27 protein-coding genes are annotated in these 26,793 nt (G+C 61.4%); 2 read left to right on the top strand and 25 right to left on the bottom strand.

Going from position 1 to position 26,793, the window contains the following annotated elements; all coding sequences use genetic code 11:
* Positions 1 to 27: 27 nt before the first annotated feature.
* From AC245Y_RS10140 to pcsA, 14 genes are all read right to left on the bottom strand, one after another.
* Positions 28 to 735, bottom strand: coding sequence for a DUF502 domain-containing protein (locus AC245Y_RS10140; RefSeq protein WP_017994055.1), 708 nt, complete (start codon positions 733 to 735; stop codon positions 28 to 30).
* A gap of 135 nt (positions 736 to 870) precedes the next feature.
* Positions 871 to 2,697 carry a glutamine--fructose-6-phosphate transaminase (isomerizing) gene (gene glmS, locus AC245Y_RS10135; RefSeq protein WP_017994054.1) on the bottom strand — a complete coding sequence of 609 codons (1,827 nt, stop codon included), beginning with the start codon at positions 2,695 to 2,697 and terminating at the stop codon, positions 871 to 873.
* A gap of 109 nt (positions 2,698 to 2,806) precedes the next feature.
* Positions 2,807 to 4,168, bottom strand: coding sequence for a bifunctional UDP-N-acetylglucosamine diphosphorylase/glucosamine-1-phosphate N-acetyltransferase GlmU (gene glmU / locus AC245Y_RS10130; RefSeq protein WP_017994053.1), 1,362 nt, complete (start codon positions 4,166 to 4,168; stop codon positions 2,807 to 2,809).
* A gap of 108 nt (positions 4,169 to 4,276) precedes the next feature.
* On the bottom strand, positions 4,277 to 5,062 hold the full coding sequence (locus AC245Y_RS10125; protein WP_003559341.1) for a FadR/GntR family transcriptional regulator: 786 nt from the start codon (positions 5,060 to 5,062) through the stop codon (positions 4,277 to 4,279).
* A gap of 16 nt (positions 5,063 to 5,078) precedes the next feature.
* Complete coding sequence (gene yjfF, locus AC245Y_RS10120) at positions 5,079 to 6,047, bottom strand: galactofuranose ABC transporter, permease protein YjfF (RefSeq protein WP_012757422.1); 969 nt, start codon at positions 6,045 to 6,047, stop codon at positions 5,079 to 5,081.
* On the bottom strand, positions 6,044 to 7,057 hold the full coding sequence (locus AC245Y_RS10115) for an ABC transporter permease (protein ID WP_012757421.1): 1,014 nt from the start codon (positions 7,055 to 7,057) through the stop codon (positions 6,044 to 6,046). The genes yjfF and AC245Y_RS10115 overlap by 4 nt, the downstream gene beginning before the upstream one ends.
* A complete protein-coding gene (ytfR, locus tag AC245Y_RS10110) occupies positions 7,054 to 8,577 on the bottom strand; it encodes a galactofuranose ABC transporter, ATP-binding protein YtfR (protein WP_012757420.1) in 1,524 nt (507 codons plus the stop codon). The genes AC245Y_RS10115 and ytfR overlap by 4 nt, the downstream gene beginning before the upstream one ends.
* A gap of 230 nt (positions 8,578 to 8,807) precedes the next feature.
* A complete protein-coding gene (gene ytfQ / locus AC245Y_RS10105) occupies positions 8,808 to 9,770 on the bottom strand; it encodes a galactofuranose ABC transporter, galactofuranose-binding protein YtfQ (RefSeq protein ID WP_003559333.1) in 963 nt (320 codons plus the stop codon).
* 145 nt (positions 9,771 to 9,915) lie between these two features.
* On the bottom strand, positions 9,916 to 10,992 hold the full coding sequence (locus AC245Y_RS10100) for a BMP family ABC transporter substrate-binding protein (RefSeq protein ID WP_003559331.1): 1,077 nt from the start codon (positions 10,990 to 10,992) through the stop codon (positions 9,916 to 9,918).
* 54 nt (positions 10,993 to 11,046) lie between these two features.
* Positions 11,047 to 11,967, bottom strand: a complete 921-nt coding sequence (locus tag AC245Y_RS10095; protein ID WP_012757419.1) for an ABC transporter permease — start codon at positions 11,965 to 11,967, stop codon at positions 11,047 to 11,049.
* Positions 11,964 to 13,049 carry an ABC transporter permease gene (locus AC245Y_RS10090; protein ID WP_017994052.1) on the bottom strand — a complete coding sequence of 362 codons (1,086 nt, stop codon included), beginning with the start codon at positions 13,047 to 13,049 and terminating at the stop codon, positions 11,964 to 11,966. Before AC245Y_RS10090 ends, AC245Y_RS10095 begins: the two co-directional genes overlap by 4 nt.
* Positions 13,039 to 14,607 carry an ABC transporter ATP-binding protein gene (locus tag AC245Y_RS10085; RefSeq protein ID WP_017994051.1) on the bottom strand — a complete coding sequence of 523 codons (1,569 nt, stop codon included), beginning with the start codon at positions 14,605 to 14,607 and terminating at the stop codon, positions 13,039 to 13,041. Before AC245Y_RS10085 ends, AC245Y_RS10090 begins: the two co-directional genes overlap by 11 nt.
* A 39-nt stretch (positions 14,608 to 14,646) precedes the next feature.
* Positions 14,647 to 15,627, bottom strand: a complete 981-nt coding sequence (locus AC245Y_RS10080) for a quinone oxidoreductase family protein (protein WP_017994050.1) — start codon at positions 15,625 to 15,627, stop codon at positions 14,647 to 14,649.
* 10 nt (positions 15,628 to 15,637) lie between these two features.
* Positions 15,638 to 16,366, bottom strand: coding sequence for a phosphatidylcholine synthase (pcsA, locus tag AC245Y_RS10075; RefSeq protein WP_012757415.1), 729 nt, complete (start codon positions 16,364 to 16,366; stop codon positions 15,638 to 15,640).
* Between the two features lie 358 nt (positions 16,367 to 16,724).
* Here pcsA and AC245Y_RS10070 point away from each other — a divergent pair, with 358 nt between their 5' ends.
* Positions 16,725 to 17,537: a ferredoxin--NADP reductase gene (locus AC245Y_RS10070; RefSeq protein ID WP_003559318.1), complete on the top strand. Its 813-nt coding sequence runs from the start codon at positions 16,725 to 16,727 to the stop codon at positions 17,535 to 17,537.
* 138 nt (positions 17,538 to 17,675) lie between these two features.
* On the opposite strand, the gene AC245Y_RS10065 is transcribed toward AC245Y_RS10070, so the two are convergent.
* The 8 genes from AC245Y_RS10065 to AC245Y_RS10030 form a co-directional block, all read right to left on the bottom strand.
* The gene (locus AC245Y_RS10065) at positions 17,676 to 18,296 is read right to left on the bottom strand and encodes a GntR family transcriptional regulator (protein ID WP_017994048.1); all 621 of its coding nucleotides are present in this window, start codon (positions 18,294 to 18,296) and stop codon (positions 17,676 to 17,678) included.
* A gap of 222 nt (positions 18,297 to 18,518) precedes the next feature.
* The gene (locus AC245Y_RS10060; RefSeq protein ID WP_017994047.1) at positions 18,519 to 18,878 is read right to left on the bottom strand and encodes a VOC family protein; all 360 of its coding nucleotides are present in this window, start codon (positions 18,876 to 18,878) and stop codon (positions 18,519 to 18,521) included.
* A 73-nt stretch (positions 18,879 to 18,951) separates the two neighbouring features.
* Positions 18,952 to 20,154, bottom strand: coding sequence for an ABC transporter permease (locus tag AC245Y_RS10055; RefSeq protein WP_012757411.1), 1,203 nt, complete (start codon positions 20,152 to 20,154; stop codon positions 18,952 to 18,954).
* The gene (locus AC245Y_RS10050) at positions 20,144 to 20,860 is read right to left on the bottom strand and encodes an ABC transporter ATP-binding protein (RefSeq protein WP_012757410.1); all 717 of its coding nucleotides are present in this window, start codon (positions 20,858 to 20,860) and stop codon (positions 20,144 to 20,146) included. Before AC245Y_RS10050 ends, AC245Y_RS10055 begins: the two co-directional genes overlap by 11 nt.
* A gap of 12 nt (positions 20,861 to 20,872) precedes the next feature.
* A complete protein-coding gene (locus AC245Y_RS10045) occupies positions 20,873 to 22,165 on the bottom strand; it encodes an efflux RND transporter periplasmic adaptor subunit (protein WP_017994046.1) in 1,293 nt (430 codons plus the stop codon).
* A 162-nt stretch (positions 22,166 to 22,327) separates the two neighbouring features.
* Positions 22,328 to 22,702, bottom strand: a complete 375-nt coding sequence (locus AC245Y_RS10040) for a GFA family protein (RefSeq protein ID WP_017994045.1) — start codon at positions 22,700 to 22,702, stop codon at positions 22,328 to 22,330.
* An 8-nt stretch (positions 22,703 to 22,710) separates the two neighbouring features.
* The gene (locus tag AC245Y_RS10035) at positions 22,711 to 22,920 is read right to left on the bottom strand and encodes a hypothetical protein (protein ID WP_012757407.1); all 210 of its coding nucleotides are present in this window, start codon (positions 22,918 to 22,920) and stop codon (positions 22,711 to 22,713) included.
* A gap of 32 nt (positions 22,921 to 22,952) precedes the next feature.
* Positions 22,953 to 23,111 carry a hypothetical protein gene (locus AC245Y_RS10030; RefSeq protein ID WP_017994044.1) on the bottom strand — a complete coding sequence of 53 codons (159 nt, stop codon included), beginning with the start codon at positions 23,109 to 23,111 and terminating at the stop codon, positions 22,953 to 22,955.
* A gap of 187 nt (positions 23,112 to 23,298) precedes the next feature.
* Between AC245Y_RS10030 and AC245Y_RS10025 the strand changes: the two genes are divergently transcribed.
* On the top strand, positions 23,299 to 23,478 hold the full coding sequence (locus AC245Y_RS10025) for a hypothetical protein (protein WP_012757406.1): 180 nt from the start codon (positions 23,299 to 23,301) through the stop codon (positions 23,476 to 23,478).
* Positions 23,479 to 23,592: 114 nt separating this feature from the next.
* Here the strand turns inward: AC245Y_RS10025 and AC245Y_RS10020 are convergent, their stop codons facing one another.
* Genes AC245Y_RS10020 through AC245Y_RS10010 form a run of 3 tightly spaced genes read right to left on the bottom strand, consistent with a single transcriptional unit; the run spans position 23,593 to position 26,787 of the window.
* Positions 23,593 to 24,672, bottom strand: a complete 1,080-nt coding sequence (locus tag AC245Y_RS10020) for an ABC transporter ATP-binding protein (protein ID WP_017994043.1) — start codon at positions 24,670 to 24,672, stop codon at positions 23,593 to 23,595.
* Between the two features lie 31 nt (positions 24,673 to 24,703).
* Entirely contained in the window at positions 24,704 to 25,753 is a 1,050-nt protein-coding gene (locus AC245Y_RS10015; RefSeq protein WP_017994042.1) for a carbohydrate ABC transporter permease, read from the bottom strand.
* Entirely contained in the window at positions 25,750 to 26,787 is a 1,038-nt protein-coding gene (locus AC245Y_RS10010; RefSeq protein WP_017994041.1) for a carbohydrate ABC transporter permease, read from the bottom strand. Before AC245Y_RS10010 ends, AC245Y_RS10015 begins: the two co-directional genes overlap by 4 nt.
* Positions 26,788 to 26,793 lie beyond the last annotated feature (6 nt).

Genomic DNA, 26,793 nt, shown 5'->3' with positions numbered 1-26,793 from the left:
CCGCTGAACACTTTTGGGCGACATGCATCATTCAGCCTTGGAAACCGCGACCGGCTTCGGCCGCGGCAAATGCTTCTGCTTCGGATCAGCCGGCTTGTGTTCTGGCGCCACGAGCCCGCCTGAAATCAGGAACTTGGCGGCGTCTTCCGGCGACATATCGAGCATGACGATCTTCTCGCGCGGTACGAAGATGAGGAAGCCGGCTGTCGGCACCGGCGTCGGCGGCAGGAAGACGGCGACCATGTCCTGGCCCATAGCATTGAACTTCGAAGCGATTTCGCCCTTGGCGTCGGTGGCGATGAAGATCAGTGCCCAGAGGCCGGGACCCGGATATTCGATGAGGCCGACCTTCTTGAAGGAGTTCGCCTGCTCCTTCAGCACGGTTTCGAAAATCTGCTTCACGCTTCGATAGACCGTGCGCACCAGCGGCATGCGCTGAACGATCGATTCGCCGAACCGAACGATGCTCTGGCCGATGAGGTTCTTGCCGAGAAAGCCGACGACGGTGATCAGGATAATGGCGGTCAGCAGACCGAAACCGGGAATGGCGAAATTGAGATAGCTTTCCGGATTCCAACGCGCCGGAATATAGGGCCGGACCCAGCTGTCCGACCAATGGATGAAGGTCCAGGTCAGCCAGATGGTAATCGCGATCGGCGCGCAGATGATCAGTCCTGCGAGAAAATTATTCCTCAGCCGGGTCGCGACCGGCATTCTGGGGGTGTTGTCGGTCATCGTTTCCTGATGATCTCCATCTCAGTCGTGGACAGGCCGGTACGCCGGCCCTTCCCCCTTGTCCGCGGACCAAAACTGCCAGAATTCGGGGCGTCGCACAATATGTTTCGGCGCGTAGGTCCCGGCGTTACAGGCTTATTCCACCGTCACGGATTTCGCCAGGTTGCGCGGCTGATCGACATCGGTGCCCATGAAGACGGCGGTGTGATAGGCGAGCAGCTGGATCGGCAGCGAGAAGATCATCGGCGCGATGATTTCATCGACCACAGGCAGGGTGATCGTCGCCATGGTCGGCAGTTTCGAAGCCGCTGCACCGGCCTCGTCGGTGATAAAGATGATGCGGCCGCCGCGGGCTGCGACCTCCTGCATGTTCGAGACGGTCTTTTCGAAGAAACGGTCGTAAGGGGCGATGACGATGACAGGCATGTTCTCGTCGATCAGTGCGATCGGTCCGTGCTTCAATTCGCCGGCGGCGTAACCTTCGGCGTGGATATAGGAAATTTCCTTAAGCTTCAGCGCGCCTTCCATGGCAAGCGGGAAGCTGGTGCCGCGGCCGAGATAGAGCACGTCCTTGCACTTCGACAGCTCGCGCGACAGGCTTTCCATCTGCGGCTGAATAAGGTTCAGCACCCGGCTCATGATGCGCGGCATTTCGGCGAGATGGCGCACAAGCGCCCTCTCCTCATCAGCACTCACCGTGCCGCGCGCCTTGCCGGCGCCGATCGCCAGCGCTGCCAGCACGGCAAGCTGGCAGGTGAAGGCCTTGGTCGAGGCGACGCCGATTTCGGGGCCGGCCATGATCGGGAAGACGGCATCGGATTCGCGCGCGATCGTCGATTCGCGGACATTGACGACGGCGCCGATTTTCAACCCGTTGTCGCGGCAATAACGCAAGCATGCCAGCGTATCGGCGGTCTCGCCGGACTGGGAGATGAAGAGTGCCGCCTGTGACGGCGACAGCGGCATTTCCCGGTAGCGGAACTCGGAGGCAACGTCGATCTCGACCGGCAGGCGAGCATAACGCTCGAACCAGTATTTGCCGACGAGGCCGGCGAGATAGGCGGTGCCGCAGGCCGAGATTGCAAGGCCGGTCGTCGCTTTGAAGTCGATCGCGGCGGCATTGGCGCCGATCGTGTTCTCGGCGAAATCGACATAGTGGCTGAGCGCGTGGGAGATCACCTCCGGCTGCTCGTAGATTTCCTTTTCCATGAAATGGCGGTGGTTGCCCTTGTCGACGACATAGGCGGTCGCCTGCGAGATCTGGCGGGCGCGTTTGACCGGCTTGCCGGCGAAATCGAGCACCGAGACACCGTCGCGGGTGAGGACGGCGAAATCGCCGTCGACGAGATAGGTGATCTCGTTAGTGAAGGGCGAAAGCGCGATCGCGTCCGAGCCGAGGAACATCTCGCCGCGGCCATAGCCGACGGCGAGCGGCGGGCCGGAACGGGCGGCCATGATCGTGTCGGGATCGGCCTTGAGCATGATGGCCAGCGCATAGGCGCCGGTCACCCGGTTCAGCATCTTCAGCATGGCGGCGCGCGGCTCCAGGCCTTCGCGCAGGTATTTCGCCATCAGATGGGCAACGACTTCGGTGTCGGTCTGGGTTTCGAAGACCGAACCCTCTTCGGTCAGTTCGTCGCGAAGCTCGGAAAAATTCTCGATGATGCCGTTATGGACGACGGCGACGCCTTCGACGAAATGCGGATGGGCATTGGTCTCGTTCGGAACGCCATGGGTCGCCCAGCGCGTGTGGGCGATGCCGACGATGCCGGGCAGCGGTTCGCTGTCGAGGCGCTTTTCCAGATTGAACAGCTTGCCCTCGGCGCGGCGGCGATCCATCACGCCGTCATGAATTGTGGCGACGCCGGCGGAATCGTAACCGCGATATTCGAGACGCTTCAGCGCATCGACCAGGCGCCCGGCAACAGGCGCAGTTCCGACGATCCCCACAATGCCGCACATATAGTATCCCCATAAAGGCTTCGATGACGAGGCCAGTCCTAACAATTCCTGCTTATTTCTCAATCACCTCGGCGGTCACTTTGAATTTCCGCCGGTTACGCAAGGCCGGTCAGGCTTTCGCCTTATTCGCCGCCTTGATGGCCAGCGCACGCTCGCGCAGCAGCGTCGCGCGGCCGGGCTTGATCTCCTGCCGGGCGCGGCCGAGCGCCAGCGCGTCGGCCGGCACGTTGGCGGTGATGACGCTGCCGGAGGCGATATAGGCGCCGTCGCCGATCGTCACCGGCGCGACCAGCGAGGAATTGGAACCGATGAAGGCGTTTTCGCCGATCACCGTCTCGCTCTTGTTGACGCCGTCATAGTTGCAGGTGATCGTCCCGGCGCCGATATTGCTGCCGGCGCCGATGACGGCATCACCGATATAAGTCAGGTGGTTGACCTTAGCGCCCTCGCCGAGCCGGCCATTCTTGACCTCGCAGAAATTGCCGACCTTCGAACCGGTGCCGAGATCCGCACCCGGCCGCAGTCGCGCAAAGGGCCCGACGGTCGCGCCCTGACTGACATGCGCGCCCTCGATATGCGAGAAGGCATGGATGACGGCGCCGCTGTCGATAACAGTACCAGGGCCGAAGACGACGTTCGGCTCGATCAACGCATCCTGGCCGATGACGGTATCGTAGGAGAGAAAAACCGTTTCTGGCGCGATCATGGTGACGCCTGAAAGCATCATCTGGTGGCGGCGACGCTCCTGCCAGAAACGCTCGATCACGGCGAGTTCGGCACGGGTGTTGCAGCCGGTCATCTCGATCTCGGGAGCATCGACGGCGGTGACGCGTCCGCCGAGCGAACGGGCGATCTCGACGAGATCGGTCAGGTAGAATTCGCCCTTGGCATTGGCATTGCCAATGCGCGTGAGAAGATCGAGCGCCTTTCTGCCGTTGATCGCCATCAGTCCGCTGTTGCACCAAGTGACGGTGCGCTCGGCATCGGTCGCATCTTTCTCCTCGCGGATGGCGATGAGTTCGCCGTCCTTGACAAGCAGGCGGCCGTAGCCGGTCGGGCGGTCGGTGTGGAAACCGATGACGACGACATCGCTGCCATCGGCAAGGCCCTGGCGAGCGGCCTTCAGCGGTCCGGCGGTCTGCAGCGGCACGTCGCCATAGGTGACGAGAATATCGTCATAGCCCTTGGCGATCGCGTCGCGCGCCGCCTGCACTGCATGGCCGGTGCCGAGGCGTTCCTTCTGCAGATAGGATTCGATGCTGACGCCGCCGATGCTCGCCGCCTTTGCCACGTCCTCGGCATCACGGCCGACGACAAGGGCGACGGACGAGATGCCGGCGGAGGCGACCGCCTCGACCACATGGGCGATCATCGGCCGTCCGGCGACCGGATGCAGCACCTTCGATTTCGAGGATTTCATCCGCGTGCTGTCACCGGCGGCAAGGATGACGGCAAGACAAGTGCGTTCCATGATTTGCTCCGCGAATCCGCGCCATGAGGCGGCTTTATCGCCTCATACTGCAAAAATCCCTAAATCGGAATCGATTTAAGGATAAATCGCTGTCGATATGCAAAGCCTTCACAAAGGTGAAATTGCGGCCGAAATCGATCCTATGATGGCCTCGGAACCGCGGGCCGCGAAGGCTTCGTGCACATGAATGCGACCGTCCAGGATGACGTCCTCCATCGCACGGCGCGCGGCGGCGTTATCGCCGGACACGATCGCATCGACGATGCGCATATGGGTGTCGGCGATATTGGCGAAGCCGTTTTCGGTTGGCGGCGTGCTCATCCGGAACATTCCGACGAGAGCCGCTTCGATGAGGCTGCCCAGTGTCCGCATGAAGGGATTGTGCGAGGCTTCGGCGATCGCCAGGTGAAAATGAAGGTCGGCGAGTGCCAGGCTGTCGGCCGTATGACCCGCCGCTGCCATCTCGAGCGCCAGCCCGCGTAGCGTCTCAATCTCCTCGGCATTCGCCCGTTCAGCGACGAGACCGGCGGCGAAGGGTTCGAAGGCGAGGCGAATATCGTAGAGTTGCAACAGGAATTCTTCCGTCACGCCGTTGTCGAAGTGCCAGGCGATAATCTCGCTGTCGAACATGTTCCAGAGATTCTTCTCGGTCACACGCGTGCCGACCCGGGCCTTGGCGACGACCATGCCCTTGGCGGCGAGCGTCTTCATCGTCTCGCGCAAGACCGTGCGGGACACTTTGAAACGCTGCGCCAGTTCCGTATCGCCCGGCAGGATCGAGCCGACGGGATAGGTGCCGGCGACGATCGCCTTGCCGAGCTCGTCGACGACCTGAGCGTGGCTCGTCCGGGTTCTGCGCCCCGTCTTGCGTGTCTCGTCCAATTTGTAGCGCAAGCGATCCGTCTCCCCCTCAGGCGTACCTCTTGTTCAGACTGGAAATGAACAGGATGGCTTTCTGCATCAGGATGAATGCAAACAGCAGAAGACCAATCAGAATCTTGGTCCACCAGCTCGACAGCGTACCATCGAAGGTGATGTAGGTCTGAATGAGCCCCTGGATCAGGATCCCGATCAAGGTTCCCGCCACGAATCCCGCTCCTCCGGTCAGCAGCGTCCCCCCAATGACCACCGCCGCGATGGCATCGAGTTCGACGCCGACTGCTGCAAGAGAATATCCGGCAGAGGTGTACAGCGAAAAAACGATCCCGGATAGGCCCGCCAGAAAGCCCGACAGCGCATAGATCTGGATTGTCGTGCGGCCGACCGGCACGCCCATCAGCCGCGCCGTCTGCGGACCGCCGCCGAGTGCATAGACATTGGTGCCGAAGCGGGTGCGCTGGGCGATGAAGATGCCGACGGCAAAGACCAGAAGCATGATGCCGCCGATCAGCGTCAGCCGCCCGCCGCCGGGCAGACGATAGTAGAGGCTCGTCAGCGTCGAATAATATTCATGATCGATCGGGATGCTGTCGATCGAGAGCACGAAGGCCATGCCGCGTGCCAGGAACATGCCGGCAAGCGTGACGATGAAGGCCGGCATTTCGAGATAATGGATGATCGCGCCCATGATACCACCAAAGACAGTGGTGATGACGAGCACGATCGCGAAAGCGAGCAGCGGATGGATCGAGGTGTTCTGCAGGATCACCGCGAGGAAGACGCCGGTAAAGGCGATGACCGAGCCGATCGACAGATCGATGCCGCCCGAAATGATGACGAAAGTCATGCCAACGGCGGCAATGCCGAGAAAGGCGTTGTCGGTCAAAAGATTGCCGATGACGCGCGTCGACAGAATGTTCGGATATTGCAGCGCGCAGCCGGCATAGGCGAGCACGAAGATGACGATGGTCGCAAGCAGCGGCAGGTATTTGGAGTTCATTTCGGCTGCTCCCTACCGCCCTGCCGGCGGCTGGCGAAGATGGCGAGCGATTGGACCGCCGGCGACTGGATGACGAGGATGACGATAATGATGACGGCCTTGATGATCAGGTTGAATTCAGGTGGAAAGCCGGCGGACAGGATGCCGGTATTCACCGCCTGGATGATCATCGCGCCGATCAGCGACCCGAGAATGCTGAAGCGGCCGCCGAGCAGCGAATTGCCGCCGACGACAACGGCGAGGATGGCGTCGAGTTCCAACCATAGGCCGGCATTGTTGGCATCGGCGCCCTTGATGTCGGCTGCGACGATGATGCCCGCGATCGAGGCGCAGAGCCCGCTCAGCATATAGACCGCCATCAGCAGCACCGGCGTTTGAATGCCGGAGAGCGTGCTGGCGCGGCGATTGATGCCGACGGCCTCGATCAGCATGCCGAGCGCCGTGCGGCGGACGAGCAGGATGACGAGCAGGCCGACGAGAAGCCAGATGACGACAGGCATCGGCAGGAGCAGCAGCGAACCGCTGCCGAAGAAGGTGAGCCCGTCATTGTTGAAGGTCAGGATGGCGCCTTCGGTGATCAGCTGGGCGATGCCGCGGCCGGCGACCATCAGCACTAGCGTCGCGATGATCGGCTGGATATTGAGGACCGCCACCAGGAAACCGTTCCAGACGCCGCAGGCAAGCCCGATCGCAAGCGTCAGGATAATGGTATAGGCAACTGAATTTCCGGAGACAATCGACGATGCGGCGACGGCGCCGCAGATGGCGATGACTGCACCGACGGACAGGTCGATGCCCTTGGTGGCGATGACCAGCGTCATGCCGATCGCCAGCAGCGCCACCGGCGCGCCGCGGTTCAGCACGTCGATCAGGCTGCCATAGAGGCGGTCATTCTGAACCACGACATTAAAAAACTGCGGCGACGTTATGAAATTCAACAGAAGAATGACAACGAGCGCAATCAATTGCGGCGCCAAGCGATATGCCAGCGCTTTCAGCGAGGACCTCATGCATCCTCCATCTTGTGTTCGGCGGCGGCGATGGCTTCGACGATGCCGGCAGCGGTGATACGCTCGCCTGTCAGTTCGGCGATATGCTGTCTGTCGCGAAGTACGATGACACGTGAACTATAGGCGACAAGCTCTTCAAGTTCCGAGGAAATCACGATGAGCGACATGCCACCGGCGCAGAGCTCTTCGATGAGCCGGATGATCTCGGCATGGGCACCGACATCAATGCCGCGGGTCGGCTCGTCGAGGATCAGAAACTTCGGATTGGTCGCCAGCCAGCGGGCGAGGATCGCCTTTTGCTGATTGCCGCCTGAGAGTAGCCGGATCGGCTTCTCGCGATCGGTGGTGCGGATATCGAGCGCCTTGATGTAGCGGTCGGCAAGCGTGTTCTGTTCGGCGCGCGACAGCGGCCGCGTCCAGCCGCGGCGGGCCTGGAGCGCAAGTGCGATGTTCTCCCTGATCGACAGGTCGCCGATGATGCCATCGGTCTTGCGGTCCTCGGGGCAGAAGCCGAAACCCTTTGCGATCGCGGCGCGCGGGCTCGAAATCGTCACCGGCTGGCCGTCGATCGTGGCGCTGCCGCTGTCGGCATGCTCGATGCCGAAAAGCAGTTCGGCAGTTTCGGTGCGGCCGGAACCGAGCAGCCCGGCGACGCCGACCACCTCTCCGGCGCGCACTTCAAGATCGAATGGTTTGACCTTGCCGCGTTTGCCGTAGCCTGCAAAATGATATCGGACGTCGCCGGCCGCAAGGCTGCGTTCCCTGACGGTCTCTTCTACATGCGCCAGTTCGCGGCCGAGCATCATGGCGATCAGGCCCTGGCGCGGCAGATCGGCGGCGTCGCGGGTACCGACGAGCTTGCCGTTGCGCAGCACGGTGATACGGTCGCTGATCGCATAGACCTGCTCGAGAAAATGGGTGATGAAGACAATGCCCAGGCCGCGCTTCTTCAGGTCTTCGATGATGCGGAAGAGCAGCGCCACCTCCTGATTGTCGAGACTTGCGGTGGGCTCGTCGAGGATCAGCACCTTGCCGGAGAGATCGACGGCACGGGCGATGGCTACCACCTGCTGGACAGCGACGGAAAAACGGCCAAGCTCGGCGGTGACGTCGATATCGACGCCGTAGCCGGCGAGCAGGTCGCGCGCCTTGCGGTTCATCGAACGCACGTCGGTCATGCCGAAGCGCCTTGGCTGGCGTCCGAGAAAGAGGTTTTCGGCGACGCTCAGATTGGAAAGGAGATTGACCTCCTGATAGACCGTGCCGATACCGAGCTTCTGGGCGGCGAGCGTATTGGCCGGATTGATTTCCTGGCCTTCCAGCATCAGGCTGCCCTCGTCACGATGATAGGCGCCGGTGATGCACTTGATCAGCGTCGACTTGCCGGCGCCGTTCTCGCCCAGCAATGCGTGCACCTCGCCTCTGCGGAGCGTGAAATCGACCTTATCCAGCGCCACTGCGCCGGGAAAGAATTTCGATATTCCGGAGGCCGCGAGAACGTTCTCGAAATCGTGAATCATAAGGGTCTGTTTTCCTGATATTGACGGCAAAAGCCGCGCCGCGGCCGGACATGACGTCCCAAGGCGGCAAAGGCAGTTCCGCACCGGTCCATGACGGGCCGGTGCGGTTCTACAGCGCCGCCTGGTCTCTTCGAGAGGCATAGAGGACGCTGTAGCGCTTTGAATTGCTGCATGATTTATCCCGAAATCGAATTCCGATTTAAGGAATTATGCAGCAGTGTCACATCAGATCAGTAGCCCTGACCCTTCTTCTCTTCGTAGACCTTCATCGGCTCGTCGGCAGGCGTGTAGAGCTTGGACTCGGTCTGGATCCACTTGGCCGGAGCCTTCTTGTCCTTCAGATAGGCTTCGAGCGCATCGAAGGCCGGACCTGCCATATTCGGCGTCAGCTCGACCGTGGCGTTGGCCTCGCCTTCGGACATCGCCTTGAAGATATCCGGTACGGCGTCGATGGAGACGACGAGGATATCCTTGCCAGGCTTCAGACCGGCTTCCTTGATCGCCTGGATGGCGCCGACGGCCATGTCGTCGTTATGGGCGTAGAGAGCGCAGATATCCTTGCCGCCATTCTCGGCCTTCAGGAAGCTTTCCATGACTTCCTTGCCCTTGGTGCGGGTGAAGTCACCGGTCTGGCTGCGAACGATCTTGAGGTTGTCGTGGCCGGCAAGGGCCTCTTCGAAGCCCTTCTTGCGGGCGATGGCCGGCGACGAACCGGTTGTGCCCTGAAGTTCAACGACATTGCACTTCTTGTCGCCGACGGTCTTGACCAGGAAGTCGCCTGCGACCTTGCCTTCATGGACCAGGTCCGACGTAACAGCCGTCAGATAGAGATCGTCCGGAGCCTTGATGGTACGGTCGAGAAGGATGACCGGAATCTTGGCTTCCTTGGCTTCCTTGAGAACGTCGTCCCAGCCGGTTTCAACGACCGGAGCAATGAGAATGGCATCGACGCCCTGAGCAATGAAGGAGCGCAAAGCCTTGATCTGGTTTTCCTGCTTCTGCTGCGCATCGGCAAACTTCAGATCGATGCCGCGCTTCTTGGCCTGCTCCTTGGTCACGGTCGTTTCAGCCGCACGCCAGCCCGATTCCGAGCCGATCTGCGAGAAGCCGACAGTAAGGCCGGCGGCCGAAGCCGAACCGAACATGCAGGCAGCCAGAATCGTGGCACTCAAAAGTGCAGTCTTCAATTTCATGATTTCCTCCCAATGCCGCATCTCGCGGCGCAGGGTCAAAAAATCATATAGTATTACTTTTGTAAATCGGAATCTTGGGATGCATTGCAGCAAAAAAAGAGCGCCCACAAGGGCGCTCTTCGCATTAGCGAGATAGCTTGCGGGATTATTTACCCGGCAACTTATCGTCCACACCTTCGACATAGAAATTCATGCCGAGCAGGGTGCCGTCATCGGCCTTCTCGCCGGCCTTCAGCCAGGGCGTTCCGTCCTGCTTGTTGATCGGGCCGGTGAAGGGATGCAGTTCGCCTGACTTGATCTTGGCTTCGGTTTCCTCGGCCATCTTCTTCACGTCGTCGGGCATGTTGGTGTAGGGCGCCATCTTCAGGATGCCATCCTTCAGGCCGTCCCAGCTCTGCTCGGACTTCCAGGTGCCGTCCAGAAGGGCGTGAACGCGCTTGGAGTAGTAGGTACCCCAGGTATCGACGATTGCCGTCAGCTGAGCCTTCGGGCCTGCTGCGATCATGTCGGAGGCCTGGCCGAAGGCGTGGATGCCGCGTTCTTCGGCAACCTGCATCGGCGCTGTCGTATCGGTGTGCTGGGTCAGCACGTCGACGCCCTGGTCGACCATTGCCTTGGCGGCATCGGCTTCCTTGCCGGGGTCGAACCAGGTGTTGACCCAGATGACCTTCAGCTTGAAGCTCGGATCGACCGACTTGGCGCCCTGTTCGAACGAGTTGATGCCCATCACGACTTCGGGAATCGGGAAGGAGGCGATGTAGGCCGCGCCGTGATTCTTCGAGGTCTTGGCGGCGATCTGGCCGAGGATGTAGCGGCCTTCATAGAAGCGCGAATTGTAGGTCGCAAGGTTCGGGCCGGCCTTGTAGCCGGTGCCATGCTCGAACTTCACGTCCGGGAACTTGGCGGCGACCTTGACGGTCGCGTCCATGAAGCCGAAGGACGTCGTGAAGATCAGCTTGCAGCCGGAACGGGCAAGGCGCTCGATGGCGCGCTCGGCATCCGGGCCTTCCGGCACGTTTTCGAGATAAGGCGTGTCGATCTTGTCGCCGAACTCGGCCTGGATCTGCTGGCGGCCGAGGTCGTGGGCCTGTGAATAGCCGCCGTCGGTATGCGAACCGACATAGACGAAGCAGACCTTCGTCTTGTCCGCGGCTTGCGCGGCGGAAGAGATGCCGATCACGGCGGCAGCCGAGGCGGCAAGTGTGAATGCTAACTTCTTCATGGGGACCCCTGTTGGTTTGAAGTTATTGCGTAAACCCGTCTTTGTATTGTTGCTTTATCGCTCCGGCACGAAGGCTTTTCCGAGCGACGCGGGCGTGTTGATCAACGTCGTGCGCCGATTATGGGAAATGATGATGAGAACCACAATAGTCGCGGCATAGGGCAGCATCGAGAGAAACTGCGAGGGAATGCCGAGACCGAAGGCCTGCGCGTGAAGCTGCAGGATGGTGACCGCGCCGAAGAGATAACCGCCGGCAAAGACCCGCCACGGCCGCCAAGAGGCAAAGACCACCAGCGCCAGCGTGATCCAGCCGCGGCCGGCCGACATGTTCTCGGCCCATTGTGGCGTGTAGACGAGCGAAAGCTGCGCGCCGGCAAGACCGGCGCAGGCACCGCCGAACATCACCGCCAGATACCGCGTGCGGATGACGTGAATACCGAGTGCGTGGGCCGAACCGTGATTGTCGCCGATCGCCCTGAGCTTCAGCCCGATCCGGCTGCGGAACAGGAACCAGCTGACGCCGACGACGAGCGCGATCGACAGGTAGAAGATTAGGTCCTGGCTGAAGAGAGCGTGGCCAACGACCGGAATATCCGACAGGGCGGGAATGACGATCTCTCCTAGCCGAATGCCGGGCACGCTGACATAGGCTTCGCCAAGCATGCCTGAGGCGCCGAGGCCGAGAAGGGTGAGCGCCAGTCCAGTTGCCACCTGGTTCGCCACCAGCGTTAGTGTCAGGAAGGCAAACAACAGAGAGAAAAGCGCGCCTGCCGCAATGCCGCATACAATGCCGACATAGGGCGAACCCGACATCTGCGCGCCGGCAAAGGCGGCGACTGCACCCATGATCATCATGCCTTCGACGCCGAGATTGAGAACGCCGGAGCGCTCGGTCACCAGTTCGCCGAGTGCGGCGATGACGAGCGGCGTCGAGGCGGTGATGACAGTCAGAAGAATGGCTTCGAAGATGCTCATGCCGCCCTGCCCCTTAACCGCGACCAGACAATGCGGATTTTGTAATAGATCAGCGTATCGCAGGAGAGCACGAAGAAGAGCAGTAAGCCCTGGAAGACGCGGGTGACCTTGTCGGAAACGCCGAGCGAAAGCTGGGCTGCCTCGCCGCCGAGATAGGTCAGCGCCAGCACCAGGCCGGATGCAATGATGCCGAGTGGATTGAGGCGGCCAAGGAAGGCGACGATGATGGCGGTGAAGCCGTAGCCCGGCGAAATCGCCGGCTGCAGGTGGCCGATCGAGCCGGAAACCTCGCTGATGCCAGCAAGGCCGGCAAGAGCGCCCGAGAAGAGAAAGCTGAACCAGATCATCTTCTTCGACGAGAAACCGGCAAAACGCCCTGCCCGTTCCGATTGGCCGAGCACGACGATCTCGAAGCCTTTCAGCGTATAACGCAGCATGAACCAGGCACCGACCGCCGCAATGATGGCGAAGATGAAGGCCCAATGGGCGCGGCCCGACTCTTCCCAGATCGCCGGCAGCACCGCCTCCGGCGCGAAATCGCGCGAGACTGGAAAGTTGAAGCCTTTCGGATCCCGCCAGGCGCCGCGAATCAGCCAGTCAAGGAAGAGCTGGGCGATATAGACCAGCATCAGTGACGTCAGGATCTCATTGGTGTTGAAATGCGCCTTCAGCAGCGCCGGAATGGCGGCGAAAAGCGCACCACCGAACGCACCAAGGATCAGCATCAGCGGCAGCACGAGCGGCGAATGCCAGTCGTAAAAGACGATCGGCAGATAGGAGCCGGTGATGGCGCCGATGGTGAACTGGCCTTCCGCGCCGATATTCCAGTTGTTCGAGCGATAACAGACGGCCAGGCCGACGGCGATCAGGATAAGCGGGGCGGCCTTGATCGCCAGCTCGTGCAACGACCAGACCTCGAGCAGCGGCTCGATGAAGAAGGCGTCGAGTGCCTCGACCGGGTCCTTGCCGAGCATGGCAAACATGATGGCGCCGAATACCAGCGTCAAGACAAGGGCAAGCAGTGGCGAGACGAAGGCGAAGAGCTTCGAGACGTCGGGCCGTTTTTCAAGTTCAATGCGCATGGGGCGCCTCCGGGGGAGAGCTGCTCTCGTGCAGTCCGCCCATCAGCAGTCCGATCCTTTCCCGCGTCAGTTCGCCGGCCGGGAACGGGCGGGAAAGACGGCCTTCGCAGATGACGGCAATATCGGTCGCCACTTCGAAGATCTCGTCGAGATCCTGGCTGATGACGACGACGGCCGAACCAGCTCTTGCGAGATCGACAAGCGCCTGGCGGATGCGGCTTGCAGCCCCGGCATCGACGCCCCAGGTCGGCTGGTTGACGACGAGGACTGCCGGCTGGCGGTCGAGCTCGCGGCCGACGATGAACTTCTGCAGATTCCCCCCGGACAGGGAGCCGGCGGCCGGATCATCGCCGCTCTTGCGGACATCCATCGCTTCGGAAATGCGCCTTGCGGCGGATTTCACCGCAGCGTGGCGAATGATACCGAGCAGGCCCAGAAAAGCCTTGCGGTCCGACTGGCTGCGGGCAAGGACGAGATTATCCGACAGTTTCATGGCAGAGACGGCGGCATGGCCATGGCGCTCCTCCGGCACGAAGCCCGCGCCGAGAAGACGGCGGGCGGTAATGCCCTGGTTGCCGACCGGCTTCTTGCGGATGACAATCGCCTCGGCCGAGGCGACCGGATATTCGCCGGACAATGCGTCGAAGAGCTCGCTTTGGCCGTTGCCCGCGACACCTGCTATGGCGAGGATTTCGCCGGAGCGCACCGCCATCGACACATCACGCAGCGGCATGGCGAAGGGGGTGCGCGCGGCGACGCAAAGGTTGGCGACCGCAAGCTGCACCTCGCCCTTGTCGCTGCGCTCCGGATGCGTCACGGTCGCCACTTCGCTGCCGACCATCATGCGGGCGAGCGAGGCCGGCGTTTCGTGTTTGGGATCGCATGCGCCGGTCACGCGGCCATGGCGCAGGACTGTGGCGCGATCGCAGATGCGCTGCACTTCCTCCAGGCGGTGGCTGATATAAAGAACCGAGCGCCCCTCGGCACGCAGTTTGAACAGCGTCTCGAACAGCTTGTCGGCTTCCTGCGGCGTCAGCACCGAGGTCGGTTCGTCGAGGATGATGAGCTTCGGGTTCTGCAGCAGCGCACGGACGATCTCGATGCGCTGGCGCTCGCCGACCGAGAGGTCGGCGACATGGGCATGCGGATCGAGCGGCAGGCCGTAGGCGTTGGACAGCACCCTCGCCTCCTCGGCGATTTTGTCGATCGGGATGGCGTCATCGAGCGACAGCGCGATGTTTTCGGCAACCGTCAGCGCCTCGAACAGCGAAAAATGCTGGAAGACCATGCCGATGCCGAGCTTGCGGGCTTCACCGGGCGACGCGATCGCGACCGGCTGGCCCTGCCAGAGGATATGCCCGCCCGTCGGCTCGAGAACGCCGAACAGCATCTTCACCAGGGTGGATTTGCCTGCACCATTTTCGCCGAGAAGCGCATGAATTTCGCCCGGCGCGATATCGAGATCGATTTCATTGCAGGCTGCAAAGCCACCGAAGAACTTCGTCAGCTTCTGGACCGATAATAACGCGCCGGAATCCGGCACATTCAATGGCGACACGTTCCCCTCATTTCTTCTGCCAACCGGTCCGTTCGGATCTCATGGAATCAGCAGCGTCGTTCCTGTTGTTTTTCTTGTCTCCAGATCCGCATGAGCCCGCCCAACCTCACGCAGCGGATAGGTTTGATTGATATTGATACGCACTTTGTTGCTTTGCACAATATCAAATAGCGCTTTCGCACTGTCGATCAGTTCCTGACGCGTGGCGATATAGGTGAAGAGCGTCGGCCGCGTCGCAAAGAGCGAGCCCCTTTGCGCCAGAGCCGCAAGGGTGAAATTCTCGATCGGTCCGGAGGATTGGCCGAAGGAGGCAAAAAGGCCCCGCGGCTTCAGGCAGTCAAGCGACTGTGGAAAAGTATCGCGGCCGATCGAATCGTAGACGACATCCACGCCCTTGCCGCCGGTGATGTCGCGGACACGGTCGACGAAGCTGTCGCTCTTGTAGTTGATCACCTGATCGTAGCCATGGGCGAGCGCCAGCTCGATCTTGTCTTCAGAGCCCGCCGTGCCGATGACGGTGGCGCCCAGCGCCTTAGCCCATTGGCCGGCGATCAGGCCGACGCCGCCGGCAGCGGCGTGGAACAGCAGGACGGTCTGCGGGCCGACCTTGAAGGTGCGGTTCAAGAGATATTCGGCGGTCATGCCCTTCAGCATCATCGCCGCTGCGGTTTCGAGCTCGATTCCCTCGGGAACATGCACCAGATGGCGCGTCTCGACATTGCGCTCGGCGCTATAGGCACCATCGGCACTGGCATAGGCGACACGGTCGCCGACCTTGAAATCCTCGACGCCGGGACCGACCGATGTCACGGTGCCGGCGCCCTCCTTGCCGGTGACGAAGGGCAGATGCGGCGCCTTGTAGGTGCCGTTGCGGAAATAGACGTCGATGAAATTGAGCCCAACCGCCGCCTGCCTGATCTGCACTTCGCCCGTCGACGGCGGCGGAAGATCGATCTCGACATAGTCGAAAACCTCCGGCCCACCCGTTCTCGAAAATGAAACAGCCTGCGTTTTGGTCATCTTGCCTGTCCTATGCTTCGCGTCCCAGGGCGGGGAAGAATTGCAGCACCGCGCCGATGACGTAAAGATAGGCTCCAGTCACGATAAAGAGAATGAGCGCCCATTCGGGCGTGTCGAAATGCATCAGCAGCGAAAAAATGCCGAGCGCCGACCACAGGAAAAAGACGCCGAGGTTGAGCGGGCGCAGCCTTTTGACCCGGACCGGGTGGAGGAAATTGATCGGCAGGAAGGTCAGCACCACCGAGACGATGACGACGGTGAGCGCCGTCGTGGCGCTGGCATCGATGACGAACAGCGTGAAGACGATCATATTCCAGACGACGGGAAAGCCGGAGAAGAAATATTCGTCCGTCTTCATGCCCATATCGGCATAGTAAATGGCGCTCGAGACGACGATCATGCCGGCGGCGACGAAGGACCAGGGCTCGCCGATCATGCCGCTCTGATAAAGCGCGAAGGCCGGCAGAAGCACATAGGTGACGTAATCGATGATATTGTCGAGCGTATCGCCCGACCAGTTCGGCAGCACTTCCTTGACGCGCACCTTGCGGGCGATCGGCCCGTCTATGCCGTCGACCAGAAGGGCAAGTCCCAGCCACCAGAACATGTCGATGAAGCGGTGCTCGGCGGCGGCGACGACGCCAAGAAAGGCAAGGAAGGAGCCGGATGCCGTCAGGATATGGACGGAAAAGGCGCGCATCTCCGCATAAGGAACGCGCTTGTAGTTGAAAATCTTCATATTCCCCCGACCGCCCTATCGCGCTCGCCCCGGCAAGCATCTTTTTTTTCGCCACCATCGCCGAACTCTGTTGCTGAATCGGGTTCGACGCCGTAGGTCTTTGTTGTCGCACCGTTTTTGCCGAAAACCGGCATCCGTTTCCGGCGTGCTGCTCTAATATGCATCCTTTGCCGGGCTTCGCCAGCGGGAAATACGACATTCCCCGCCTGCTCCCTGCTCCCCATTGAATCCTGACAATGACATGCATATTTCCCTTTAGAAGCGTCGTGTGGAATGGAATGCCTTTAATTCCGGCCCGATTTGTAATATCTCGCTCGCATCCGACAGTTCATCCGACGAAACGGGATCCTCTACCGCAATGAACGCGCCTGCAAAGACCGAAGACTTCGCCTCGTCCATCCCCGCCGGCGTCTACGCCGAGACGGTGCTCGATGTCACGCACTATACCGACCGGCTCTTCCGCTTCACGATGACCCGGCCGCAGGGCTTCCGTTTCCGTTCCGGCGAATTCGCGATGATCGGCCTGATGGTCGAGGGCAAACCGGTCTTCCGCGCCTATTCGATCGCCAGCCCCGCCTGGGCCGAAGAGCTTGAATTCTTCTCGATCAAGGTGCCGGACGGTCCGCTCACCTCCCATCTGCAGGCGATCAAGCCGGGCGACCAGGTGCTGATGCGCAAGAAGCCGACGGGCACGCTGGTGCTGGATGCGCTGACGCCCGGCCGTCGTCTCTACATGTTCTCGACGGGAACGGGCATTGCGCCTTTCGCCAGCCTGATCCGCGATCCCGAGACCTATGAAAAGTTCGAGGAAGTCATCCTCACCCATACGACACGCGACGTCGCCGAGCTGAAATACGGCTTCGACCTCGTGCACGAGATCCAGAATGACGAGTTGCTGAAGGAAGTGGTCGGCGACAAGCTGCGCCACTATCCGACAGTCACGCGCGAGGATTTCGAATATCGCGGCCGCATCACCGACCTGATCTCCTCCGGCAAGCTGTTCACCGATCTCGGCGTGCCGCCGCTCGACCCAGTGATCGATCGCGGCATGATCTGCGGTTCCTCGGCCATGCTGAAGGATACCAAGGAACTGCTTGAGAAGGCCGGCCTCGATGAAGGCGCCAACAGCAAGCCCGCCGAATTCGTCATTGAGCGCGCTTTCGTCGGCTGATATTTTCCGACAATCTGATCTGTCAACGGCTCCGGAAACGGGGCCGTTTCTACAGCGCCGCGCGTCTTTCAGACGCGCAAAGGACGCTGTAGCGCTTTGAATGCTGCATAACTCCTTAAACCGATTTCGGTTTATGGATTATGCGGGGGTCCGGCTGAGGTAGTCGATCAGCACCGCCATGGTGGCGCGCGCTTCATCCGGCCTGCCCTGATGGATGGCGCGGATGACGGCGACGTGCAGCGCGATGGCGCGATCCATGCGCTCGGGGCTTGCCTTCGAGTACCAGAGGCGGCGCGAATGCGTCTGCACCGGGCCAAGTGCTGCCGTGATGAAGCCGTTTGGGCAGGCGTCTTCAAGGATTTCGTCGAAGGCCTTGTCGGCAGCGAAGAAGCCTTCGAGATTGCTGGTGACGGCGCATTCCTCCATCGCGCGGGCGCAGTCGAGGAGACGCGCGCGCTGTTCGTCGCTCGCATGTTCGGCGACAAGGCTTGCCGCGATCGGCTCCAGCTCACGGCGCACCTGCATGACATTGCCATGATCCTCCGGCGCGATCTCGGCGACCTGCAGCCCGACGCGCGGCTTCACCAGGATCAGTCCCTGCCAGGCGAGCTTCTGGATTGCCTCGCGCACCGGCGTACGCCCGTGGCCCGCCATATCGATCAGCTGTTTTTCGGTGACAAGCGCGCCGGGCTTCAGCGCCAGCGTCACGATCAGATGCTCCAGCGCGAGATAGGCAAGATGGCTCTGAGAAGTCTGCAATACGGAGCTCCGTCGCCAAATCTGATATATCACATAGTGACACGGTCAAAAACCGAAGACAAGTCGGCATTGAAATATCAGAATAGAGACAGATAGATAACATAGGCGAGGCGTGAAACTCGGCGAGGCATTGACGTCTGCGCCGTGAAGGCTCGTGCCACCCGCCCGGCCTACTGAGGTACACCGGCTCGCCTAGTCATCAGGCCGGCACTACCCCCTCGGTCACCCCTTGCGAAACGCCCGGCTGGAAACCGAGATCGAATTTTGACACGGGTCTTTGGCATTGGCGAACAGATAACCGTCGGCTTTATGGATGGCGCCGAACTCCAAGCCGTTCTCCGCGCATCGACTGCAAAAGGCCTCGACATCCTCCACGTCGAACACCAGCTTGACGGTGGATTGACCGCCCCGCTGGCCCTTGGCGGCCTGGTGCAGCATGATATTCGCACCGCCGTCCTGAGCGACCAATTCAATGATCCTGTCGCCCGGCAGGCTGGTCGCCTTGAAACCGAAGTGCTTCTCATAAAAGCGCGCCGTTTCCTCGACATTCCCAGCATAAATCACCAGTCTGTTGAGCGGCATGATGCTGACCTCCGATAGTGCTTGTGTTCGATTGATAGGAGTAGAGAGACATCATGCGGCTTGCCACGGCGCATTATTCGTGCCGCAGCGCCTCGATGGGGTTCAACTGCGCGGCCCTTCTCGCCGGAAAATAGCCGAAGATCATGCCGATCGCCGCGGAGAACAGGAAGGCGACGGCGACCATCAGGGGGCTGAAGACGAAGGGGACTTTCAGGAGCGTCACCGCGCCGAAGCCGAGGCTCAGGCCCAGCACGATGCCGGTGATGCCGCCAAACAGTGACAGCGCCACCGCTTCGACCAGGAACTGGGTGAGCACCTGGTTCTCGAGCGCGCCGATCGCCAGGCGAATGCCGATCTCGCGGGTGCGCTCGGTGACGGAGACCAGCATGATGTTCATGATGCCGATGCCGCCGACGAGCAGGCTGATCGCCGCGACGGCGCCGAGCAGGCCGGTCAGCAGCGTCGTCGTGCCGGTCATCGCCTCGGCGATCTGGGTCATGTCGTTGACGTTGAAATCGTCCTGGCGGCCGGGCACGATCTTGCGGCGCTCGCGCAGGAGATTTTCGACATCGGACTGCACCTTGGCTGTGGAGACGCCGTCGCGCGCCGAGATGATGATCTGCGGCACGTTGCTGCTGCCGCTGATGCGCCGCTGGAACACCTTGACCGGCATGATGACGACATCGTCCTGGTCGTTGCCCATGCCGGACTGGCCGCGCTTGGCAAGCACGCCAATGACAGGGCATGAGACCTTGCCGACGCGGATCTGCTGGCCGGTTGGGTCGGCGCTGCCGAAGAGCTGCGAGCGTACCGTCTCGCCGATGATGCAGCGTGCCTGGCCGCGTTCCTCGGCGGGCAGGAAATTGCGGCCGAGCGCCAGATTCCAATCCTGTGCGATGAAATAGTCGTTGGTGGTGCCGGAGACGCTGGTGGAATGGTTCTGGCCGCCGAAAATCACCGTCGCCGTCGACTGGTTGAGCGGCGCCACGGCCCTGAGGCCGCCGATCTGGTCGCGGATCGCCGCGACGTCCTTGACGCTGAAGCGCTTGGCTTCGGAGCTTGCCCGGCCGGGGCCGAACTGGCCGGGACGGACGAACAGCATGTTGGTGCCGAGGCGCGACAGCTCGGTCGAGACCTGCGCAGTCGTGCCGTTGCCGATCGTCACCAGCGCGATAACGGCGGCAACGCCGATGACGACGCCGAGCACGGTCAGGAACGAGCGCAGCATGTTGCGGCTGATGGCCCGCAGCGCCAGCTTCAGCGTCTCAAAGAACATGATCCGCCCTCCTCCGGTGCTCGACCTCGGTCTCCAGCTTGCCGTCGACAAAACGCAGCAGCCGCTGGGCGTAGGCGGCAATATCAGGCTCGTGGGTGACCATGACGATGGTGATGCCCTGCTCGCGGTTCAGCCGCGTCATCAGATCCATGATCTCGACGCTGGTCTTCGTATCGAGATTGCCTGTGGGTTCGTCGGCCAAGAGCAGTGCCGGCTCGGTGACTATGGCGCGGGCGATAGCGACGCGCTGCTGCTGGCCGCCTGACAGTTCCTGTGTCTTGTGATGTTCGCGCCCGGTGAGGCCGACGAGTGCTAAGGCCTCGCGGGCCCGTTCGCGCCGCTCGCGCACCGCCATGCCGCGATAGATCAGCGGCAGCTCGACATTTTCGACGGCCGAGGTGCGCGACAGCAGGTTGAAGCCCTGGAAGACGAAGCCCAGCATGTGGCGGCGCAGCAGCGTCAACTGGCTGCGGTCGAAGCCGCTGGTCGGAATACCCTCGAAGATGTAGTCGCCGGCGCTCGGCACGTCGAGGCAGCCGAGAATGTTCATCGCCGTCGACTTGCCGGAGCCAGACGGGCCCATGATCGCGACGAATTCATGGGCGTTGATCGCAAGGTCAACATGGTCGAGCGCGCGGATCGCCGCCTCGCCCTCTCCGTAAATTTTCGAGATCTGTCTGAATTCGATGAGCGGCGGGCTTGCCATCCGTCTCTCCGCCTAGTTCGCACGCGTCGTGGCGTCGGTCACCAGTGCGTCGTTTTCCTTGATGTCGCCGGAGACGACCTGCGTGAACTGGCCGTCAGATGAGCCGACCTGGATGACAACAGGCGCCGGGCGACCGTTGCGCAGCAGCCAGACACGGCGCTCAGCGCCCTTCAGCGCCGGACCGGCATTGTTGTTGCGCTGGCGCGGCGGGCCGAAGATGCCGAAAATACCGCGGCCGCGCCTTTCCGCCTGCGCCGGAGCGTAGCGCAGCGCCGCATTCGGCACCATCAGCGTGTCCTTGACGGCCTCGACGGTGACATCGGCCGTCGCCGTCATGCCGGGGCGCAGCAGCAGATCGGCATTGTCGACCGATAGGACCGCCTTATAGGTCACGACATTGTTGACCACTTCGGAGGCGAAGCGGATCTGCTCGATCTCGGCGGGAAAGCTGCGATCGGGATAGGCGTCGACGGTGAACTTCGCCTTCTGGCCGACGGCGATCTGACCGACATCGGCCTCGTCGACATCAACCTGCAGCTCCATCTTCTTCAGGTCGCCGGCGATGGTGAAAAGGATCGGTGCCGAGAGCGAGGCTGCGACCGTGGCGCCAGGATTGACGGAGCGGGTGAGGATGACGCCGTCGATCGGCGATATGATCTTCGCCTTGGCGAGATTGACTTCGGCAAGCTGCAGGTCGGCCTCCGAGGCCAGAACCTCGGCCTCATTGATCTGTTTGGCGGCGACGGCGGAAGCATATTTGTAGCTGGCGTCGTCGAGGCTCTGCTGGGTGGAGACGTTGCTCTTGACCAGGCTCTTCAGCCGCTCGAGCGAGGTGCCTGCCGATTGCATATCGGCATTGGCTTTGATGACGTTCGCCTTGGCCGAATTGAGCTTGGCGCGCGAGCTCTTCACATCGGCCTCGAGCTTGTTCGTATCGAGGAGAGCGAGCACTTCGCCCGATTTGACCGTGCTGTTGTAATCGACGTTGACGTCGCGAACTGTGCCTGACAGTTCGCTCGATATATCCACCTGCTCGGTCGGCTGCACGGAACCGGTGGCGGTGACGAGCACCGTCAGGTCGCCGCGTTTTGCCGGCTGGGTGGCATAGCTCACTTCGCTTTGCCCACGGCCCATATAGACATAAGCGGAGACGGCTGCAGCAGCGATGAGAATCAGCAGGATGAGCAGGCGTCCGCGCCAGCGGCTGCGCTTGCCCTGCCGGCCCGATGCAGCAAGGACCGCGGCGAGATCAGACGCTGCGCCTGTCTTTGCTCCGGTTTCGCTGCCGCTTACGATTTTGTTCATGTCGTCCTCAATCCGTCAGTGGCCGCTTGTGGCCTCTGCGGCGAAGTAATCACAACGCAGATGAACCGGCGATTAGCGTTGCCGCCGAACTGGCACGGAATTGCGGATGGGTGAAATGAAATATTGGTAAGGAAAGTCAAGTTTTCGATGAGCAAGCGTCCGTCAGTTCGCATCCTCGGCAAATTGGCCCGCGCCGGGCAAAGGATGCAGCCACGGTTCACGCCGCTTGATCCAGACCTCATAACCAGGCGCAAAGTCGGTTGGCGGACTGTCGAGCGAGCCCAGACGGATTTCCGCCTCGTCTTCCCTGAGGCAGAAAAGCCTGCCGCCGCAGACGGGGCAGAAGCTGCGGCCGGCGAAGGTGGCGATCTCGCCGCTGTGGGAAAAAGCCTGGCGCGGCCAGACCGCGAAGAACACGAAGGCGGAGCCGCTCGATTTGCGGCAATCGGCGCAGTGGCAGAGGCCGGTGCGAAGCGGCTGGCCTTCCACCCTGTAGGCCACCGCCCCGCAAAGGCAACTTCCGGTTCGGATACCCATGGCGCCCGTCAGCCGTCGAGATTGGTCGGCAGGCCCGGCGGGCGCCGCTTTGCTGCCATCAATAGGTCGAGTTCGGTGGCCGACGGGCCGAACTTGTCGTAGAGGCGCTTTGCCTCCTTGTCGTCGAGCCGATATTTCCTGGCAAATTCGCCGATGCTGTAAGGGCGGCCACGCAACACTCTCCGCGCCGGGGTCGCCGTATTCGGTGCGTCGGTCATGGTTTTCTCCTTTTCGTCAGATACTCTCTAAGTTAGAGCGACCCGTCGATTTGGAAAGAGCCGGCGAGCCGCATCGAGGCTTCCGGCACGGGTGGATGCAATTGTTTTTCTGGAACCTTTTCGCCAACATGCGCACTTTTTGATCGATGTTGCGGGCCGCGCCAAGCGGACGCGGCGGTGCTGGAGAACATCGGGATTTTTCCGCTTTCTCACTCTGGCCAACGAAATGGCAGTCGAGCTCCCTATCCGCCCGGTCCACGTCCTCGTAGCGCTTTTTCCGAGCGAAGATCACGAAATATTAAAATGCGGAACGCTTGCGCGGGAGCGCGGTTCTCCTCTCGAGGTCGACGTGGCCTCGTTCAAACCAAGGAGAACCGAATGGCAAACCAAGGTGGATCCAATGAACAGCACGTCAAGGCTGGGCAGCAGAGTCCCAAGAATGACTCCAATGCCCGCAACGCCTCAGTTGGCCGCGACGCGCAGTCCAGCGGAACCCGCGGCGGCAGCCATGAACAGCATGTAAAGGCTGATCAACAAAGCCACAAGAACAGCCACTAAAGCTCTGTTATGATATGCAATTAGGCTCGCGCTTCGGCGCGGGCTTTTCTTTTGGACGCATTGTTCCACGCATGTCTTTATTGCAAAATCGCTGCACACTTTTGCGCGTCATGCTTAGGACAAGCGCCTGCCGTCCTCGCCGAAGAGGTGCAGCACATCGGGGTCGAGATGCAGCGGCAGGCTGTCACCCGATTTCATCCGCTGCTGGCCGGCAAAAACCGCAATCAGCTTCTTCCCGCCTGCGTCGGCGTGGACGACAGTCTCCGAGCCCAATTCCTCGACAAGGGTAACGCTTGTATCCAGTCTGCCCGCTGAGCCCGCTTCGGCGAGGGTGATATGCTGCGGCCGAATGCCGATGCTGACCCTTTCGCCCGCCGGGCGTGCCTCCTTGGCAATCACCGAGAGACGATGGCCGCCGACGGTTTCGACCTCAGCGAAACCGCCCTCGTGACCGACAATCGCACCTTCGAGAAAATTCATGTGCGGCGCGCCGATGAAGCCGGCGACAAAGCGGTTGGCCGGCTTGTTGTAGAGTTCCAGCGGTGTTCCCACCTGCTCGACCCTGCCGCCTCTCAACACGACGATACGGTCGGCCAGTGTCATTGCCTCGACCTGATCGTGCGTGACGTAGATCATCGTCGCCTTCAGGCGGGCATGAAGGGCCGCCAATTCGGCGCGCATGCTGACCCTGAGTTCGGCGTCGAGATTGGACAGCGGCTCGTCGAGCAGGAAGGCATCCGGCCGCCGCACGATGGCGCGGCCGATGGCGACTCGCTGGCGCTGGCCGCCGGAGAGCTGGCCCGGACGGCGCTGCAGGAAAGGCTCGATCTCCAGCATGCGCGCGGCGTCGGTAATGCGCGCTTCGATCTCGGCTTTCGCCACCTTGGTATTCTCGAGACCAAAGGCGAGGTTCTCCCTGACACTCATATGCGGATAGAGCGCATAGGATTGGAAGACCATGGCCAGGCCCCGATCGGCAGCGCTGATAGCGGTAACATCCTTGCCGTCGATGGCGATGCTGCCGTCTGTCGGCTTATCGAGGCCGGCAATCAGGCGCAGCAGCGTCGATTTCCCGCAACCGGAAGGGCCGACGAAAGCGACGAACTCGCCGTCATTGACATGAAGCGAGACATCGCGAATGACCTCGACGGCACCGAAATTCTTGACGATGTTCCTGAGCTCGAGCCCGCTCATGCACTCTCCTGTTTTCTTCTTTTAAGGTGGCCTATTTGAGCCCCGCGCCGGCAATGCCCGTGGTGATGAAGCGCTGCAGGAAGACGAAGATCAGCACGACCGGGATCATCGAGACGACGGTCATGGCGAGGATGTAGTGCCATTGCACATTGAGCTCGCCGGCATAGACGTTGAGGCCGACCTGCAGCGTATAGAGTTCCTTGCGCGACAGCACGATCAGCGGCCAGAGGAAGTCGTTCCAACGCCAGACGACGGAGAAGATCGCCAGCACGGCGAGAGCCGGCGCCGACAGCGGCAGGATGATGCGCCAGTAGATCTGCCATTCGCTGGCCTTGTCCATGCGGGCGGCGTCGAGCAATTCGTCAGGGATCGTCAGCATGTATTGCCTGAGCAGGAAGACGCCCGTCGGGGTGGCGACCGTCGGCAGGATGACGCCCCAGAGGCTGTCGAAGAGGTTCAGCGTGCCGATGACGGAATAGAGCGGCACGACGATGACCGAAAGCGGCACCATCAGCGTCGCCAGGATCATCAGCATGACGGCGGTGCGGCCGGGGAATTGGTATTTCGACAGCGCGAAGGCGGCCATGGAATTGACGAGCAGCGTAATCGCCGTCGCGACGACGGTGACGAAGACGGAGTTGCGCAGGAAGAGGAAGAAATCGAAGCGCTGGAACGGTTCGGTGTAGTTGCCGCGGGCGAATTCGACCTGACGCACCGGTGTGCGGTCCTTGATATTCGCCTTGACGATTTCGCCCGGCTGTTTCGGATCGACCATCTGGCCGATGACGCCGATGCGGCGGACTTCGGCGAGCACACGCGTGCTGCCATCCGGCATTGCGACATTATAGAGCGGCAACGGCTTGTCGTAGCCCGGCACCACGGCCTGTTCGGTGACATAGGGCAGGAAGGACGGTGGGAACTCGGCAAGGGCCGCCGGCGTCTTGAAGGAGGAAAAGACAAGCCAGACGGCCGGGCCGAACATCAGGAAGACGCCTGAAATCAGCCAGATCCAGGTGACGACATCCGTCCAGTGCCAGCCGCGGCCGCGCCGGCGCAGCAGAAAGGCAGAGACAGCGCTCAATGGCGTGCTCCCTTCTTCTCGTTGCGGTTACTGACGCCGAGCTGGACCAGGGTCAGGATGACGAGCACGATGCCCATCAGGATCGAGGCAGCCGACGCCAGCCCTGGATTGCGCAGCGAACTCGCAAAACCGGTCTCATAGATATACTGGGTGATGTACATGGTGCTGGTGCCCGGGCCGCCGCCGGTCAGCACGAAGACCTCGTCGAAGATCTGCACGGCGCGGATCAGCGCCAAGACCAGAACGACGATGAGGTTCGGCATCAGAAGCGGCAGGGTGATGCGCCGGAAGATGCGGATCGGACGGGCGCTGTCCATTGCCGCCGCCTCGTAGAGATCCCGCGGGATCGCCTGCAGGCCGGCGAGCAGGATCAGCGCATAAAAGCCCATATGCGCCCAGACCGAGACAAAGACGGCGAAGAAAAAGGCCCAGAAACGATCGCTGAGCCAGGAAAACGGTTCGAAGCCGAAGGGGCTCAGCGCATAGTTCAACAGGCCCTCGCGCTGCAGGATCCATTTCCAGATCAGGCCGACGACGACGGGCGACAGCAGCACCGGAAAGAAGAAGACGGCGCGCCAGAAGCCGCGATTGGAAAGCTCGCGGTTGAGGATTAGCGCCGTTGCGAGCGCCGCGATCAGCATTACGGTCACCTGGAAGACGACGAAGACGGCGGTGTTGCGCACGGCCGCCCAGAAGGTGTCGGCCGCGCAGGTCGAAGGGTCGAGATAGCTGCCGCAATCGAAGAGGATGCGGTACTGATCGGCGCCGACATAGGTTCGGTTCTGCAGGAAGATGGCGCTGCCGCTTGTCGTCGAATAGATGAAGTTGATGACCAGCGGCAGCAGCACGAAGACGGTGAAGATCAGCATGTTGGGCGCCAGGAAGACGCCCGCCATGCCGTTCAGCCCGGTCATTTTCTGCCAGGCCCGCATGGGAATGTCGACGAGCCCCATGACAAGCCGGACAGGCGCCAAGAGCGCCTGCCGCAGACCGGTTTTGACAAGTGGTTCAGAAGAAGCCGTCTTCGCCGTCATCTGTTC

This window comes from Rhizobium sp. SRDI943 (assembly GCF_057653695.1).
Note: the sequence above shows the minus strand (reverse complement) of the source record. Positions and strands in the feature narration are given on the sequence as shown.

Excerpts from the sequence above, each read along its gene's own strand:
- AC245Y_RS10140 (WP_017994055.1), bottom strand. The coding sequence starts at position 735 with ATGACCGACAACACCCCCAGAATGCCGGTCGCGACCCGGCTGAGGAAT.
- glmS (WP_017994054.1), bottom strand. The coding sequence starts at position 2,697 with ATGTGCGGCATTGTGGGGATCGTCGGAACTGCGCCTGTTGCCGGGCGC.
- glmU (WP_017994053.1), bottom strand. The coding sequence starts at position 4,168 with ATGGAACGCACTTGTCTTGCCGTCATCCTTGCCGCCGGTGACAGCACG.
- yjfF (WP_012757422.1), bottom strand. The coding sequence starts at position 6,047 with ATGAACTCCAAATACCTGCCGCTGCTTGCGACCATCGTCATCTTCGTG.
- AC245Y_RS10115 (WP_012757421.1), bottom strand. The coding sequence starts at position 7,057 with ATGAGGTCCTCGCTGAAAGCGCTGGCATATCGCTTGGCGCCGCAATTG.
- ytfR (WP_012757420.1), bottom strand. The coding sequence starts at position 8,577 with ATGATTCACGATTTCGAGAACGTTCTCGCGGCCTCCGGAATATCGAAA.
- ytfQ (WP_003559333.1), bottom strand. The coding sequence starts at position 9,770 with ATGAAATTGAAGACTGCACTTTTGAGTGCCACGATTCTGGCTGCCTGC.
- AC245Y_RS10100 (WP_003559331.1), bottom strand. The coding sequence starts at position 10,992 with ATGAAGAAGTTAGCATTCACACTTGCCGCCTCGGCTGCCGCCGTGATC.
- AC245Y_RS10095 (WP_012757419.1), bottom strand. The coding sequence starts at position 11,967 with ATGAGCATCTTCGAAGCCATTCTTCTGACTGTCATCACCGCCTCGACG.
- AC245Y_RS10090 (WP_017994052.1), bottom strand. The coding sequence starts at position 13,049 with ATGCGCATTGAACTTGAAAAACGGCCCGACGTCTCGAAGCTCTTCGCC.
- AC245Y_RS10080 (WP_017994050.1), bottom strand. The coding sequence starts at position 15,627 with ATGACCAAAACGCAGGCTGTTTCATTTTCGAGAACGGGTGGGCCGGAG.
- pcsA (WP_012757415.1), bottom strand. The coding sequence starts at position 16,366 with ATGAAGATTTTCAACTACAAGCGCGTTCCTTATGCGGAGATGCGCGCC.
- AC245Y_RS10070 (WP_003559318.1), top strand. The coding sequence starts at position 16,725 with ATGAACGCGCCTGCAAAGACCGAAGACTTCGCCTCGTCCATCCCCGCC.
- AC245Y_RS10060 (WP_017994047.1), bottom strand. The coding sequence starts at position 18,878 with ATGCCGCTCAACAGACTGGTGATTTATGCTGGGAATGTCGAGGAAACG.
- AC245Y_RS10055 (WP_012757411.1), bottom strand. The coding sequence starts at position 20,154 with ATGTTCTTTGAGACGCTGAAGCTGGCGCTGCGGGCCATCAGCCGCAAC.
- AC245Y_RS10050 (WP_012757410.1), bottom strand. The coding sequence starts at position 20,860 with ATGGCAAGCCCGCCGCTCATCGAATTCAGACAGATCTCGAAAATTTAC.
- AC245Y_RS10045 (WP_017994046.1), bottom strand. The coding sequence starts at position 22,165 with ATGAACAAAATCGTAAGCGGCAGCGAAACCGGAGCAAAGACAGGCGCA.
- AC245Y_RS10040 (WP_017994045.1), bottom strand. The coding sequence starts at position 22,702 with ATGGGTATCCGAACCGGAAGTTGCCTTTGCGGGGCGGTGGCCTACAGG.
- AC245Y_RS10035 (WP_012757407.1), bottom strand. The coding sequence starts at position 22,920 with ATGACCGACGCACCGAATACGGCGACCCCGGCGCGGAGAGTGTTGCGT.
- AC245Y_RS10030 (WP_017994044.1), bottom strand. The coding sequence starts at position 23,111 with ATGTTCTCCAGCACCGCCGCGTCCGCTTGGCGCGGCCCGCAACATCGA.
- AC245Y_RS10025 (WP_012757406.1), top strand. The coding sequence starts at position 23,299 with ATGGCAAACCAAGGTGGATCCAATGAACAGCACGTCAAGGCTGGGCAG.
- AC245Y_RS10020 (WP_017994043.1), bottom strand. The coding sequence starts at position 24,672 with ATGAGCGGGCTCGAGCTCAGGAACATCGTCAAGAATTTCGGTGCCGTC.
- AC245Y_RS10010 (WP_017994041.1), bottom strand. The coding sequence starts at position 26,787 with ATGACGGCGAAGACGGCTTCTTCTGAACCACTTGTCAAAACCGGTCTG.